Here is a 16,030-nt window from a genome sequence, read left to right on the forward strand (position 1 = left end):
GTGCTTTACAATGATAATTTTAAGCTAAAATTTTTAAATCTTTTTCTGTGATGCTGAAACGAAGATTCGTTTTTGAACTAGTTCAAAGGTTATGGATTTCTGGTACTGTAATTTTGCATAATTAAGTTAAAAAAGAAATTCATGAACAATGCATTCAACAGAATTCTGGCCCTGAGCCTGATTTTAATTTCACTACTATCTGTTAACGCACAACAAAAAAGAAACATGGAAAACACAGCATTATTAATTATCGATGTACAGAATGATTATTTCCCAGGAGGGAAAATGACGCTTGAAGGAGCTGAACGGGCTGGCAGAAAAGCACAGGAGATACTGAGGTTCTTCAGAAAAAATCATCTCCAGGTTGTTCATATCAGGCATATTGACGAGAGTAAAGAGGCTACTTTTTTTCTTCCTAATACAGCAGGATCTGAAATCAATACCTTGGTTGCCCCTGAGGCTAATGAAAAAGTGATTATCAAACACTTCCCGAACAGCTTCCGAGAAACAGGTCTTCTGGAACACCTGCAAAAAAGCGGGATCAAAAATCTGGTGATCACCGGAATGATGACGGATGTCTGCGTAGAATCAACGACAAGGGCCGCTTTTGATTTAGGTTTTAATAATACCATTATCGGAGACGCTATAGCAACAAGAGATCGTGAGCTGAACGGAAAAATTGTAAAAGCGGAAGAAATCCAAAGGTCGTTTCTCGCAGGAATTTCAGCATTAGGAGGTTTGTATGCCCGTGTTGCAGATGCTGAAGATTTTATCAACGGAAAATAATCCTGTCTGAAAAAGAGTTTAGTAAAGATACCTGTTTGAAATATAGGTATCTTTATTCCATTATAATTCATCTAATGTCTGACTTGCTGTATAAAAATATCACCAGATACATCCCTCTTTCCGATGAAGAATTCGGGAGGTTTGCTGAACCCTTTAAACTCAGAAAGTATAAAAAGAAAGAGATTGTCCTGAAAGAAGGTGAGTGTTGTCATTTCGAAGGTTTTGTGCTGAATGGCTGTTTCAAAGTGTATTATCTGAATGAGAACGGTACGGAACAAACCCTTTATTTCGCCGTTGAAGGCTGGTGGATCACAGATATAGACAGCCTGATCAACAATGTTCCCAGCACTTTAAATATTGAAGCATTGGAGGACAGTGAAGTTCTGATGATTTCAAAAAAAGATAAGGAGCAGCTGTACGAAACCATGCCGCAGATTGAAAAGCTTTTCAGAATCATGAATCAACAGTCATCTGTAGCACTTCAGAGAAGAATTCTTTCCCTGACGGGCAAAACTGCCGACAAACGATATTCTGAATTTCTGGAGAAGTATCCCGGACTGGAACAGAGGATTACCCAACAGCAGGCAGCCTCTTATCTGGGGATTACTCACGAATTTTTAAGTAAAATCAGAAAAAAACTGCGCTGAAAAAATGAGGAATATATTTTAATTATATACTTTTGGAGGAAACTAAAACCTATATGAAAATTCTAATGCTGCCTTGTCTTTTCCTTTATGAAGACCTTACGCAGGAGGCTTCAAAAAACTTAAAAGCGAAAGGTGATATAGAATATTTCAATAGCTTGGATAGGTATTATGTATCTAGGTTATTATGATATTTGAAATTGAATTTTTCTTAATGTTTTTCATGTTATTAAGAATGATTAAAAATAAGTAAAAGCGGCTTTAAAGTGACAAAAAACAGCTTTTTTTAACCTCTTTATAGTTTATCATCCTTATTTTTGCATGTCAAGTATAATAAATCATGAAGAAGCTCCAAGATATTCTTATCTCAACCAGAACAATGGCTGTGTTGTTACTGGTGTACGCAGGCTCGATGGCTTATGCGACGTTCCTGGAAAACGATTATGGAACGCCAACAGCAAAAGCATTAATTTATGAAGCAAAATGGTTCGAACTGATTATGGTTCTGCTCATTCTCAATTTCATAGGAAATATCGGAAGATACAGACTGTGGAAAAGAGAAAAATGGCCGGTTCTGATGTTTCACCTTGCCTTTGTATTCATCTTTATTGGTGGTGCCATTACAAGATACATCAGTTTTGAAGGCACAATGCACATCAGGGAAGGAGAAACTTCCAATGAGATCATAACGGATAAAAATTTCTTAAAAATTCAGATTGAAGAAAAAGGAGATGTTCTTAATTATCAGGATATTCCTTATCTGATGTCTCCTTTGCATAAAGACCTTAAAGCTACCTATGACTACCGTGGAAAAGAAGTAAAGGTTATTGCTAAAGAATATGTACAAAGAAAAAAAGACAGCTTAGTTGCTGAACCTAACGGAGCGGAATATCTTCACCTGGTTTCTACAGGAAATACCGGAAGACAGAATATTTACATCAAACCGGGAGAAACAAAATCCATCAACGGAACCCTGGTAACGTTTAACAGAGCTATTGAAGGTGCTGTAGAGTTTAAAAATGAAGGCGGAAAACTGTTTATCAAAACACCGGTTGACGCTACTTTTATGACCATGGCAACGCAGGCCACCGGAAATACCAAGAAGGATGAATTCCAGCCTTTAGTATTGAGAAGTCTTTACAGCATCAATGAGTTGAAGCTGGTAGTTCCTGAAGGTCTTAAAAAAGGAAAACTGATCGCTTTTGAAGGCGATAAAAAGAAAGACATGAATGTTCCGGATATGCTTAAAGTTGAGCTGCAGGGACCAAAAACAAAGCAGCTGGTTGAACTTTCAGTTGAAAAAGGAAACCCGAATGCCTACAAGCAGATCACAATGGATGGACTGAATATTATGCTAGGTTTCGGGCCTAAAGTATATAACACACCGTTTGCTTTAAAGCTGGATGACTTTGTGATGGAAACCTATCCGGGAAGTTCATCTCCGAGTGCTTATGAAAGCCATGTTAAAATCATTGATGGAGGTAAAGAAACGCCTTATAAAATCTATATGAACCACGTTCTTAACCATGGCGGATACCGTTTCTTCCAGGCAAGTTTTGATCCGGACAGAATGGGTACTGTTCTTTCCGTAAACCACGATTACTGGGGAACTTTGATCTCTTACATCGGATATGCTCTTTTATTTTTAGGAATGTTCATCATTTTCTTCTGGAAAGGAACCCATTTCTGGAAACTGAATAAAATGCTGTCTGATGTTAATAAAAAGAAAGCGGCGGCAGTGCTTCTGATCTTCTTAAGCTTAGGATTGAACGCTCAGAAAATTGAAACCCACGGGACGACTGACGGAAGCAGAGAACATGTTCATACAGAAGGAGACGGGCATAACCACGCTCCGGCTCCGGAAACTAGTGTTTCTACACAAAATTCTGCTGCATCACCGATCAATAAAATGAGAATAATCTCTCCAGATGAGATTATTGCAAGAAACAAGATCAGTAAAGAACATGCAGATAAATTCGGATACCTTCTGGTTCAGAATATTGAAGGAAGAATTGTTCCGATGAACACGCAGGCACTGGAAGTTCTGAGAAAACTATACAAGCATGACCGCTTTAAAGGAACCGACGGAAAATCCCTGGATGCCAACCAGTGGTTCCTGTCTATTAATACCGATACAGAAAGCTGGACAGCTGTCCCTTTGATTAGTGTTGGAGCCGTAAAATCACTTCTGGAAAAAGCCAAAGCCAATGAAGACGGATATACTTCTCTGCTTAATCTTTTCCCGATTGATAAAAAAACAGGGATGATGACCTATGTTCTGGAAAGAGACTATAATATTGCATTTGCCAAAAAGCCTGCAGAACAGTCAGAATATGACAAACAGCTGATTAAACTTAACGAACGGGTTCAGATCTTCAATGAGTTTTTCAGTGGCCAGTTCATGAGAATTGTTCCTGTGAAAAATGATGCCAACCATACATGGCATTCATGGCTTGACCAGAAACTGGAGCCGGATATGGAATCTCAACAGGTAATGGGACCATATTTTGCCGAAATCCTACAGGCACAGAAATCAGGAGACTGGAGTAAAGCTGATGCTGAATTGGCGAAACTTTCAGATTATCAGCAGAAATGGGGGAAAGCTGTTGTTCCTTCAAAATCTAAAGTAGATCTTGAAGTGTTCATGAATAAGGTGAACATCAACTTTAAGCTATTGATTTTCTATACCATTATCGGAGGATTATTGATGATTTTAGGATTTGTTGAACTGTTTAAACCTAACAAGAAATTAAATAAGGCAATTAAAGCCATCATCATATTAGGGGCAATAGGATATGTGTTCCATTTCCTTGGGCTTATCGCACGCTGGTATATTTCTGGACACGCACCTTGGAGTAACGGATATGAAGCGATTATCTTTATTTCATGGGTAGGTATCACGGCAGGATTCCTTCTGTACAGAAATGCCAATGCTCTGATTCCGGCAGCTGGATTTATGGTAGCAGTTATCATGATGGGGTTTGCTCATGGCGGTTCAGCACTTGATCCACAGATCACTCCGCTGGTTCCGGTATTGAAATCATACTGGCTGATCGTTCACGTGGCTATTATTGTATCCAGTTATGGATTCTTTGCACTGTCTATGATTATTGCGGTAATCAGTCTGGTATTCTATATTATTTCCGATAAACCTACTTATAAAATACATCATGATACCACGTTGAAAGAACTGGTTATTGTATCTGAAATGTCTCTTACTATAGGTCTTTTTGCCTTAACCGTCGGAAACTTCCTTGGAGGGATCTGGGCCAACGAATCATGGGGGAGATACTGGAGCTGGGACCCGAAGGAAACATGGGCTTTTATCTCCATTATGGTGTATGCGTTTGTACTGCACATGAGACTGGTACCAGGATTGAGAAGCAGATGGGCATTCCACATAGCAACAATGTTCGCATTCTGTTCAATGGTAATGACCTATTTTGGAGTAAACTATTACTTAAGCGGACTTCATTCTTATGCAGCAGGAGACCCTGTTCCGGTTCCGGCCTGGGTATATATTGGAGTAGGAACAATGATTTTACTAGCGGTAGTTTCTTATTTCAAGTTCAAAGTATTGAACAAAAAATAAAATTATAAAACAATACAATCTAAATCCCGGAATTCATGTTCCGGGATTTTTTATGCAATGAAGCGGGGTGTAGTTGTATATTTTCAAAATAGACTAGATACAATGCTTGCTGATTTTATTATTTCACATCCAAAATTCCTTGCACCAGGCACCTATCCGAACCTATTAAAAAAATCATATTTTGTGATTCATCGTATAGAATTAATTTGTATCTTTATGATATCAAAATAATATCAAATTAAAATTTACTGTTATGGAAAAAATTTTAAAACCGATGTCAGGGTATCTTACCTTAGTGATCTGCCTGGTTCTGTTTGTAGCATCAATCTATCTTTTTATTTCCGGAGTTGATCAAAGCATTCCGCTTGTAGCCATTGCTATGTTGTGTTTTCTGTTGTCCTGTTTTTTCTTAAAAGGTCTGATGATTATTCAGCCGAACCATTCAAGAGTGCTCAACTTCTTTGGCCGCTATGTGGGAACTGTAAAGGATAACGGATTGTTTTTTATCAACCCTTTATATTCATCCCAAAAGATGTCTTTGCGTTCAGAGAACCTACAGGGTCAGACTTTGAAAGTCAATGACAAAATGGGGAATCCTATTGAAATTGCCGTGGTAATGGTCTGGAAAGTAGGAGATACCTATAAAGCTGCATTTGATGTAGAGCGTTATTCAGACTTTGTGAAAATGCAGAGTGAAGCCGCAGTACGTCATCTGGCAATGAGTTTCCCTTATGACAATCTGGAAGATGATCATGCACCAATTACTTTAAGGGAAGGCGGTGATAAGATCAACTCTATTTTGGAGCAGGAACTTACAGACCGTCTTTCAAAAGCGGGAATTATTATTCAGGAAGCGAGGATTTCCCACCTGGCTTATGCTTCGGAAATTGCTGGTGCCATGCTTCAGAGACAACAGGCAACAGCTATCGTAGCCGCAAGAACTAAGATTGTAGAAGGTGCTGTAGGAATGGTAGATCTTGCATTGAAAAAACTTTCTGAAGAAAATATTGTGGAACTTGATGATGAAAGAAAAGCAGCAATGGTAAGCAACTTAATGGTGGTTTTATGTGGTGAAAAAGCAGCAACTCCCATTTTGAATGCAGGTACACTTTACAATTAATGTGAACAATTAATTATTACATTGTAAGACTGATTTTCTCTGTCTTACAATAATTCAGATCATCATCTTAGAGAAATTTAGAAAATGAAATCAGAAAAAACTCACAACTCTTCAGAAAGTAAAAGTAAAAAATCCTTCGTCATAAGGATTGATGATTCTACGTACAAACTTCTGGAGAAATGGGCCAATGATGAGTTCAGGAGCGTAAACGGGCAGATTGAATATCTGCTGCATCAGAGTTTGGTGAATTCAGGAAGAAAGAAAAAGGAAGAGTAAAAGGTTGAATGAAGCCTTATGTTTTCAATAAAATAACCCAATCAATTAACCTTATAACAAAAAAAGCAGAGATCAATTCTCTGCTTTTTTATTTTATACAACTTTGAAGCGTATCGGCTCCAAAATAGAAGATCACGAGCCAGATCAAACCTTTAATGGTAAAAAAAGCAAATCCTGCCCATCCCACACGCTTGAACCACTTCATGAACTTCGAGTTGTTATTATTTTCCTGAGAATTTTCCATTTCTGTTAAAAATTACCTTACAAAGATAAGCATGTTTATAATTAGTCCAAATAAAAAGCCAACTAAAAATTAAAATTTTGAGGTTCGCATAATATTTTTATCTTTAGAGGAACGAAAAGTAACATTTTATGTCTAAAAAAGTAAAGGATTTCGGAATCGAAAAAACACTCAAAAATCTTGGGATCAAAGAAGAGAATAAAGGAACTTCAACAGGAGGGAAATATTTTGCTTCAGGAAAAACAATAGAAAGCTTTTCCCCCGTAGATGGCAGACTGATTGCCAAAGTAAAGACTTCCGGACAAAGTGATTATGACAAAGTAATTGAGACGGCTCAGAAGGCGTTTCAGGAATTCAGAATGATCCCGGCTCCTAAGAGAGGGGAAATCGTAAGGCAGCTAGGCCAGAAATTAAGAGAATATAAAGACGATCTTGGGAAACTTGTTTCTTATGAAATGGGTAAGTCCCTGCAGGAAGGTCTTGGTGAAGTTCAGGAAATGATTGATATCTGTGATTTTGCAGTAGGAGTATCCAGACAGCTTCACGGGTACACCATGCACTCGGAAAGACCGGGGCACAGAATGTACGAACAATACCATCCGCTGGGTGTAGTGGGAATTATTACCGCGTTCAACTTCCCGGTAGCCGTTTGGGCATGGAACACTGCGTTAGCATGGATTTGCGGAAACGTTACCATCTGGAAGCCATCAGAAAAAACACCAATGTGTGCTATTGCATGCCAGAACATTATGGCAGAAGTATTGAAGGAGAACAATCTTCCTGAAGGAATTTCAAGCGTATTGGTGGCAGATCACGAAATAGGACAGAGATTAGTGGATGACAAGAGAGTTTCATTGGTATCTTTCACCGGTTCTACAAGAGTAGGAAGAATGGTTTCTTCTAAAGTAGCAGAAAGATTCGGAAAATCAATCCTTGAACTAGGAGGAAATAACGCAATCATCATTTCCAAAGATGCGGATATTGATATGTCTATCATCGGAGCCGTTTTCGGAGCAGTAGGAACTGCAGGACAGAGATGTACTACAACCAGAAGACTGATCATCCACGAAAGTGTATATGATGAAGTAAAGAACAGACTGGTAAAAGCATACGGACAGTTAAAGATCGGAAATCCTCTGGATGAAAAGAACCACGTAGGACCACTTATTGACGTTGATGCTGTTAATCAGTACGAGGAAGCAATCAAAAAATGTAAAAAAGAAGGTGGTAAATTCATCGTTGAAGGGGGTGTGCTGAGCGGAAAAGAATACGAATCAGGATGCTACGTTAAACCATGTATCGCAGAAGTGAAAAACTCTTACGAGATCGTTCAGCACGAAACATTTGCACCGATTTTATATTTAATCAAATACAAGACATTAGAAGAAGCTATTGCTATTCAGAATGATGTTCCACAAGGATTATCTTCTGCTATCATGACTCAGAATTTAAGAGAAGCAGAATTATTCCTTTCCCAGGCAGGTTCAGACTGTGGTATTGCCAACGTAAACATCGGAACATCCGGTGCGGAAATTGGTGGTGCTTTCGGTGGTGAAAAAGAAACAGGAGGCGGAAGAGAATCCGGTTCTGATGTCTGGAAATACTACATGAGAAGACAAACTAATACTATAAATTATACAGCTCAACTTCCTTTAGCACAAGGGATTAAGTTTGATTTGTAAAAGTTTTAATTTAACTATGAAAATTGAAAATTGAGAGATTTGAAAAAATCATTAGGTCTCTCAATTTTTTTAACCCAATCCCCACATTTAAAAATTAATAACCGGGAAATGATGAACCTCATTTTTTGATCTTCTGATTCCCCACTTATTAAATCACACATCAATTTATTATGGAACAAACATTAGATATAAAAGCAAATAAAGTAAAAGAAACAGTAGGAAAACACGTTTTAGCAGATGGTTTTGATTTCGTGATGGACATCGAAAGATCTCATGGATCATGGCTATATGACAAATTAACCGACAGAGAATATCTGGATATGTTCTCTATGTTTGCATCTGCTTCCATTGGCTATAATCACCCATACCTTGTTGAAAGATCAGAATGGTTAGGCAGAATGGCTGTAAACAAACCAACTTTAGCTGACGTTTATTCCGAAGAATACGCCCAATTCCTGGATGTTTTTGAAAGAGTAGTAATTCCTGAAGAATTGCAGTACGCATTCTTTATCGAAGGCGGAACTTTAGGCGTTGAAAATGCAATGAAAGCTTGCTTCGACTGGAAAACACGTAAAAACTTTGACAAAGGAATTCAAACCGAAGCCGGAATCTGTATCCACTTCAAACAGGCATTCCACGGAAGAAGCGGGTATACTTTAAGCTTAACCAATACTTCAGATCCTAGAAAATATCAATATTTCCCAATGTTTGAATGGCCAAGGATCTTAAACCCAAAACTTTCCTTCCCAATTACAGAAGAAAATCTGGAGGAAACCATCAAGAATGAAAACTTAGCTCTTCTTCAGATTGAGGAAGCCATTTTGATGAACCCTGATAAAGTTGCCTGCATCATTATTGAGCCTATTCAGGCTGAAGGCGGCGATAACCATTTCAGAGACGAGTTCCTGATGGGATTAAGAAACTTATGTGACCAGAACGAGATCCTTCTGATCTTTGATGAAGTGCAGACGGGTATTGCAATTACAGGGAAAATGTGGGCATTCCAGCATTTCACTGCTAAGCCGGATATTATTTCTTTCGGTAAAAAAGCGCAGGTTTGCGGGGTTTTAGCCAACAAAGAAAAATTTGATCAAGTACCAAACAACGTTTTCAGAGAAAGTTCAAGAATTAACTCCACTTTCGGAGGGAACTTTATTGATATGCTTCGTTTCCAATTGGTGATGGAAGTAATCGAAAAAGAAAACCTGGTTGAAAATGCCAGAGTAGTTGGTGATTATCTATTAGAAAGATTAAAAGAATTAGCTCAGAAATATCCTGAAAAAATTTCAAATGCAAGAGGAAGAGGGTTGATGTGTGCCATTGATCTACCTTCAGGAGAGCAAAGAAACCATATGATGAATGAATTGTTCAAAGACGGTTTAATCATTCTTCCATGTGGAGATCAGTCGCTTCGTTTCAGACCTCATCTTAATGTTACCAAGGAAGAAATTCAGCTGGCTTTAGATAAAATTGAAAATAATATTAATAAAATTTAAAACCAAAGATTTGTAATTTTAAAAAAAACATTGTACATTTAGATACTCAAACGATATAGAATATGGAAAGAAGTACGAGAGTATCGGTTTTTGAAAGTGATAAACCTTCAGAAATCCAGTTAATTAAGTCTAAATTGGATGATGCACAAATTACAAATACCGTCGAAAATAATTATCTGACCTTTACGACAACGCCTACCGCAACGTCGCTAAAAATTATGGTGGATTTAAAAGACGAGAAGAACGCATTCAATATTATTGATGCTTATCTTCAACAAGTTGAAAATCAATAAAAACAATTTCATAATTTTAAATTTTACTACTTCGAACCGAAAATTAATTTTTAATTAGTTTTCGGTTTTTTAATTCAAACCGGATAAGGTATTTAAAAGTTGGAAAAAATACAAGGTTATAATCCATTGTAATTAAGGGTGTTATATCCTTTTGTGATACTTAGAAAATTAAAAAAAGAGGAGATTATTTATTCCTGCATTGAATTTTGTAATGATGGATCGTTATTCAATAGAGGCGGGCTTTACCCCGCCTAAATTAAAAAGATTCCATCCATTTTAAATCCGTTTAAAAACTAATAATTAAAAAGATTAATCAATAAGAGATTATGTATCCATGCATTAAGGTTTGTAACATTGAGACATTATTCAATAGAGGTGGGCTTCAGCCCGCCTAAAACAAAAAATCATGCAACCGGCTTTGCCAAAACCTGAAATATACACCAATCTCTTCATTTTAATATAAACCAACAACAATGAGTTCAGAGACACAACTAAGAAAAGCAGAAATTGAAGACAGAAACGTCATTTGGGAAATCATCCAACAGTCTATCGAAAGAAGGAAACAGGACGGAAGCACACAGTGGCAGAATGGATATCCTAATCTTGGAACCGTAGAAAGTGATATTGCAAAAGGATTCGGTTATGTGATGACAGTGGATGGCGATATTGCGGTATATGCAGCCTTAATTCTAAATGATGAACCGGCTTATAGCCAGATTGAAGGAGCATGGTTGAGTAACGGAGAATTTGTGGTTGTACACAGGGTAGCTGTAGATGAAAAATTTGCAGGCCAGGGTATGGTAAAAAAACTCTTTGATCATATTGAAGATTTTACCCGATCTCATGGAATTCAGAGTGTAAAAGTAGATACCAACTACGATAATATTGCTATGCTGAAAATTCTGGAAAGTAAGGGATATTCTTACTGTGGAGAAGTTCTTTTAGCAGACGGAATGAGGAAGGCTTATGAGAAGATTATAATTTAGCGGAAAAGTTAAATCTATCTTCATTGAATTTTTAAAAGACCCTCTATTTATAAACTCTATCATCTTTGTTCGTTTAGTTCTGAACTAATTTCTACTTTTGTTCAAAATTTTTATATTATGCATCAAAGTATAGAAATTGATGAAAAAATTTTTCAGGATGCCGTAAAATTTTATGGCACCATCTTCAACTTACCTCCTTTAGCCTCAAAAATTTATTCCTACCTTCTTTTCGATTATGAGAAAGTAGGAATTACTTTTGACGAGTTCGTTGAAGTGCTTTCCGCAAGCAAAAGTTCTGTTTCCACCAGTATTTCATTATTGTTGAATGCACAGCTCATTGTGGATCACAATAAAATGGATGAAAGGAAACGGTATTTTTTCATCAATGATGATTATAAGCGAATACGATTTGAAAAAATAGTTCAGAAAATGGAAGACGAATTAAAACTACTAGATGATTTAAACAATTTTAAAAAAAATCAGGACGATGGATACAATGAAAGAATAGAAGTTTACAAAGCACTTTTAAATAAAAACATAAAAAATATTCAGGAATCTCTTAATAAACTATAAAATGAATAATAAGCTAGTTATACTTTCTATTGCAGCGCTCTCACTGACAGCCTGCAAAAAAGAAGCTCCGAAGCAGGGGGGCGCCAAGCCTTATCCTGTGGTTTCAGTGGAGACAAAAAATATAGTGGGTTATCAGACATTCCCGGCTACCGTTCAGGGTAGAGTGAACAATGATGTCCGCGCAAAAATACAGGGATATATTACTCAGGTACTGGTAGATGAAGGGCAGTATGTTACACAGGGACAGCCTTTGTTTCGTCTGGAAACCAATATTCTGAATGAAAATGCCGCTGCTTCCAAAGCAGGAATCGGTGCTGCCGAATCTAGTATTGCTGCTGCCCAGGCTTCAGTGAATGCGGCTCAGGTAGAAGTGAATAAACTTAAGCCGCTGGTTCAGAAAAACATCATCAGTAATGTACAGTTACAGACTGCACAGGCTAATTTAGCTCAGGCTCAGGCTCAGCTTCAGCAGGCGAATGCAGCAAAAAGACAGGCTGTTGCCAACTATAAAGGTGTAGAAGCGAACATTGAATATTCTATCATCCGTGCCCCTATTTCAGGAGTAATCGGAAAACTTCCGTTAAAAGTAGGAAGTTTGGTAGGACCTACTGATCAAACCGCTCTGACAACTATTTCTGATACGTCTCAGGTATTTGCTTACTTCTCCATGAATGAAAAAGAGTACTTCGACTTCCTGGAAAAGGCACCGGGAGCCTCTATGCCTGAAAAGATCAAAAATCTTCCGATGGTAGAACTGCAGCTTGCTAATGGAAGCCTTTATCCTGAAAAAGGAAGAATTGAAGCCATTACAGGCCAGATTGATCCAGGGACAGGAACTATCCAGTTCAGAGTAGCTTTCACCAATGCACAAAAACTTCTTAGCAACGGAAACAGCGGAACCATCAGATTCCCAAAGCATTATGACAATGTTCTGGTTGTGCCGGAAAGTGCAACTTACGAACAGCAGGGAATTGTTTACGTCTATAAAGTAGAAAAAGATACCGCTAAAAATGTCGTAGTAAATGTGATCGACAGAATCGACAATATGGCTCTTATCAAATCAGGAGTTAATAAAGGAGAAACCGTAATTGCTGCCGGTATCGGAGGTTTAAAACCAGGTACACCAGTGATTCGTAAGCCTGTAAAAATGGATAGTCTTGTTCAATCAATAAAACCGAAATTCTAATGATAAAAAACTTTATTAACAGACCGGTTTTATCCACCGTAATCTCAATTCTGATTGTGATTCTCGGTGTATTAGGACTTGTCTCGTTACCGGTTACACAGTATCCGGATATTGCACCGCCTACGGTAAGTGTTACGGCCAGCTATACGGGGGCCAACGCAGAAACGGTAATGAAAAGTGTGGTTGTTCCTTTGGAGGAACAGATCAACGGGGTAGAAGGAATGGATTATATTACTTCTTCTGCAGGAAATGACGGTTCTGCCAACATTCAGGTCTTCTTTAAACAGGGAATTGATCCGGACATTGCAGCAGTAAACGTACAGAACCGTGTAGCCAGAGCAACACCTTTGCTGCCTTCCGAGGTAACCCGTTCAGGGGTTGTAACCCAGAAACAGCAGACCAGTGCCCTGATGTATATGTCTTTCTATTCTGAAAATAAGGACCTGGATGATGTGTATCTTCAAAACTTTTTGAATATCAACGTTATTCCAAACCTAAAGAGGGTTAACGGTGTAGGGGATGCCAACGTTTTCGGAGGTAAAAATTACTCAATGAGAATCTGGCTCGATCCTGCAAAGATGGCGGCATACAACGTAACTCCTACAGACGTTACCAATGCAATTAATGAGCAGAGTAGAGAAGCGGCTGCGGGTTCTATAGGGCAAAACAGTGGTAGCTCGTTTGAATATATCATCAAATATGTCGGGAAGTTCAACGATAAAGAACAGTACGATAATATCATCATTAAAGCATTGAATGACGGACAGAATTTAATGCTGAAAGATGTTGCTAAAGTAGAGCTTGCAGGTCAGTCTTACAGTGGAGTCGGGGAAAACGGAAACTATCCTTCCATCAGTATGGGGATCTTCCAGACTCCGGGATCCAATGCTCAGGAGATTATTAAGAACATCAAAACCTATCTGAAATCTGCGGAAAGTACTTTTCCACAGGGAATTAAATATACCTTTAACTTTGATACCAATGAATTCCTTGAAGCTTCTATCGAAAAAGTAGTACATACCCTGATTGAAGCCTTTATCCTGGTATTTATTGTAGTATACATTTTCCTTCAGGACTTCAGATCAACCCTGATTCCGGCTATTGCAGTTCCGGTATCTATCGTGGGGGCTTTCTTCTTCCTGAATTTATTCGGATATTCGTTAAACCTTTTAACCTTATTCGCATTGGTACTGGCGATTGGTATTGTGGTGGATGACGCCATTGTCGTCGTCGAGGCTGTCCATGCGAAGATGGAACACGGTATTTCCGATGCTAAAAAAGCAACAGTAGAAGCCATGGATGAAATTACGGGAGCAATCATTTCAATTACCCTTGTAATGGCAGCTGTATTTATTCCGGTAACTTTTATTACAGGACCTACAGGGGTATTCTATCAGCAGTTTGGGGTTACGCTTATCGTAGCGATCATTATTTCTGCGGTTAATGCTTTAACGTTAAGTCCGGTTTTATGTTCATTATTCCTGAAACCTCACGCAGAACATCATGAGGAATATCAAAAAATGAATTTCCTTAAGAAGTTTTTCTATAAATTCAATATTGCCTTTAAAACAGCTACAGAACGTTACGGAAGAGGGTTTGTATTCCTGTTGAGACATAAATGGGTAACCCTGGTTATTTTCGCTGTTACAGGAGGTATTTTATTCTGGGCGAGTAACACTATGAAGAAAGGTTTTGTACCTACTGAAGACAGAGGAATCATCTTTACCGATGTACAGCTTCCTCCGGGAGCTTCCATGGAAAGAACCTACAATGCTCTGAAAACGCTTCAGGCTAACGCGATGAAAGTGCCTGGCGTACAGAATGTAACAATTTCCACCGGTAGAGGATTTTTATCAGGAAACGGTAGCAACAATGGTCTTGCTTTCGTCAAACTGAAACCTTTTGAAGAACGTAAAAAAGATGGTCAGACTTCTGAAGATATTACCAAAAAACTATTTGGAATTACAGGATCTGTACCGGATGCTAAAGTTGTATTCTTCCAGCCGCCAAGTGTACCCGGATTCGGGAGCAGCGCCGGATTTGAAATGGTATTGCTGGATAAATCCGGAGGTGAATATGCCGATCTGGATAATAAAACGAATGAATTCATCGGTAAGCTGATGGAAAGACCGGAAATTGAATTTGCCCAGACTTCATTCAATACAAAATACCCGCAGTATCAGATGGAAATCAATGTTCCTCTGACCAAGCAGCTTGGAGTTTCCGTAAGTGATATCCTGGCAACGATGCAGGGATACATCGGAGGGGTTTATACAGCCGACTTCACAAAATACGGAAAACAGTTCAGAGTAATGGTTCAGGCACTTCCTGAAAACAGAAAGAACATTGAAAATCTGAATGAATTATATGTAAGAACCGGTTCCGGTGTAATGTCTCCGATTTCGCAGTTTGTAACGCTGAAAAAAGCATACGGACCACAGTCGGTAAGCCGTTACAACCTGTTTACTTCGGTGAAGATCACAGGAGCGAACTCTGCCGGATTCAGTTCCGGGGATGCCATTGCTGCTGTACAGCAGGTTGCCGGAGAAACATTGAACCAAAACTACGGAGTAGAATTTACGGGATTATCCAGAGAAGAATTAGCTTCCGGCTCCCAGACGCTTCTGATCTTTGGTTTAAGTTTGATTTTCGTTTACTTTATCCTTTCGGCTCAGTATGAAAGTTATATTCTTCCGCTGATTGTTGTTATCTCTCTTCCTTTAGGGGTAATGGGAGCCTACTTTGGCCAGAAGATCATGGGCTTGGAAAATAACATCTATTTCCAGATCGCTCTGATCATGCTCGTTGGACTATTGGCGAAAAATGCGATCCTTATTGTAGAATTTGCTGTTCAGAGGAGACATCATGGGGAGACCATTGTTATGTCTGCTATCAATGCGGCAAAAGCCAGATTAAGACCGATCCTGATGACATCATTTGCCTTTATCTTCGGATTATTGCCTCTGGTGTTAGCAAGCGGAATTGGTGCAGTGGGGAACAGATCCATTGCAACAGGAGCAGCAATCGGACTATTAATCGGTACGATCTTAGGATTATTTGTAATTCCGGTACTGTATGTGATTTTTGAAACACTGCAGGAAAAAATCAAACCAATCAAAAGAGAAGACATCAATTTAGCAGAATAAAAATTAAAA

13 protein-coding genes are annotated in these 16,030 nt (G+C 38.5%); 12 read left to right on the forward strand and 1 reads right to left on the reverse strand.

Going from position 1 to position 16,030, the window contains the following annotated elements:
• Window positions 1-141: 141 nt before the first annotated feature.
• The 5 genes from FW768_RS02325 (at window position 142) to FW768_RS02345 (ending at window position 6,418) form a co-directional block, all read left to right on the forward strand.
• The gene (locus FW768_RS02325) at window positions 142-786 is read left to right on the forward strand and encodes a cysteine hydrolase family protein (protein WP_153392025.1); all 645 of its coding nucleotides are present in this window, start codon (window positions 142-144) and stop codon (window positions 784-786) included.
• A 74-nt stretch (window positions 787-860) separates the two neighbouring features.
• The gene (locus tag FW768_RS02330; RefSeq protein ID WP_153392027.1) at window positions 861-1,433 is read left to right on the forward strand and encodes a Crp/Fnr family transcriptional regulator; all 573 of its coding nucleotides are present in this window, start codon (window positions 861-863) and stop codon (window positions 1,431-1,433) included.
• Between the two features lie 337 nt (window positions 1,434-1,770).
• Entirely contained in the window at window positions 1,771-5,022 is a 3,252-nt protein-coding gene (gene ccsA, locus FW768_RS02335; RefSeq protein WP_153392029.1) for a cytochrome c biogenesis protein CcsA, read from the forward strand.
• Between the two features lie 253 nt (window positions 5,023-5,275).
• Window positions 5,276-6,142, forward strand: coding sequence for an SPFH domain-containing protein (locus FW768_RS02340; protein WP_153392031.1), 867 nt, complete (start codon window positions 5,276-5,278; stop codon window positions 6,140-6,142).
• A gap of 84 nt (window positions 6,143-6,226) precedes the next feature.
• Window positions 6,227-6,418 carry an Arc family DNA binding domain-containing protein gene (locus tag FW768_RS02345; protein WP_153392033.1) on the forward strand — a complete coding sequence of 64 codons (192 nt, stop codon included), beginning with the start codon at window positions 6,227-6,229 and terminating at the stop codon, window positions 6,416-6,418.
• 88 nt (window positions 6,419-6,506) lie between these two features.
• On the opposite strand, the gene FW768_RS02350 is transcribed toward FW768_RS02345, so the two are convergent.
• Window positions 6,507-6,662 (reverse strand): histidine kinase, encoded by a 156-nt coding sequence (locus FW768_RS02350; protein ID WP_153392035.1) that lies wholly within the window; start codon window positions 6,660-6,662, stop codon window positions 6,507-6,509.
• A gap of 128 nt (window positions 6,663-6,790) precedes the next feature.
• Between FW768_RS02350 and amaB the strand changes: the two genes are divergently transcribed.
• From amaB to FW768_RS02385, 7 genes are all read left to right on the forward strand, one after another.
• Window positions 6,791-8,341, forward strand: a complete 1,551-nt coding sequence (gene amaB / locus FW768_RS02355) for an L-piperidine-6-carboxylate dehydrogenase (protein ID WP_153392037.1) — start codon at window positions 6,791-6,793, stop codon at window positions 8,339-8,341.
• Between the two features lie 170 nt (window positions 8,342-8,511).
• A complete protein-coding gene (gene lat, locus FW768_RS02360) occupies window positions 8,512-9,837 on the forward strand; it encodes an L-lysine 6-transaminase (RefSeq protein ID WP_153392039.1) in 1,326 nt (441 codons plus the stop codon).
• Window positions 9,838-9,899: 62 nt separating this feature from the next.
• Window positions 9,900-10,130 (forward strand): DUF2007 domain-containing protein, encoded by a 231-nt coding sequence (locus FW768_RS02365; protein ID WP_153392041.1) that lies wholly within the window; start codon window positions 9,900-9,902, stop codon window positions 10,128-10,130.
• Between the two features lie 473 nt (window positions 10,131-10,603).
• Window positions 10,604-11,116, forward strand: a complete 513-nt coding sequence (locus FW768_RS02370) for a GNAT family N-acetyltransferase (RefSeq protein ID WP_153392043.1) — start codon at window positions 10,604-10,606, stop codon at window positions 11,114-11,116.
• Between the two features lie 117 nt (window positions 11,117-11,233).
• Window positions 11,234-11,689, forward strand: coding sequence for a transcriptional regulator (locus FW768_RS02375; protein WP_153392045.1), 456 nt, complete (start codon window positions 11,234-11,236; stop codon window positions 11,687-11,689).
• 1 nt (window position 11,690) lies between these two features.
• Window positions 11,691-12,875, forward strand: coding sequence for an efflux RND transporter periplasmic adaptor subunit (locus tag FW768_RS02380; protein ID WP_153392047.1), 1,185 nt, complete (start codon window positions 11,691-11,693; stop codon window positions 12,873-12,875).
• A complete protein-coding gene (locus FW768_RS02385; RefSeq protein WP_153392049.1) occupies window positions 12,875-16,021 on the forward strand; it encodes an efflux RND transporter permease subunit in 3,147 nt (1,048 codons plus the stop codon). Before FW768_RS02380 ends, FW768_RS02385 begins: the two co-directional genes overlap by 1 nt.
• Window positions 16,022-16,030: the final 9 nt, after the last annotated feature.

The sequence above is a fragment of the Chryseobacterium vaccae genome, assembly GCF_009602705.1.
GTDB lineage: Bacteria > Bacteroidota > Bacteroidia > Flavobacteriales > Weeksellaceae > Chryseobacterium > Chryseobacterium vaccae.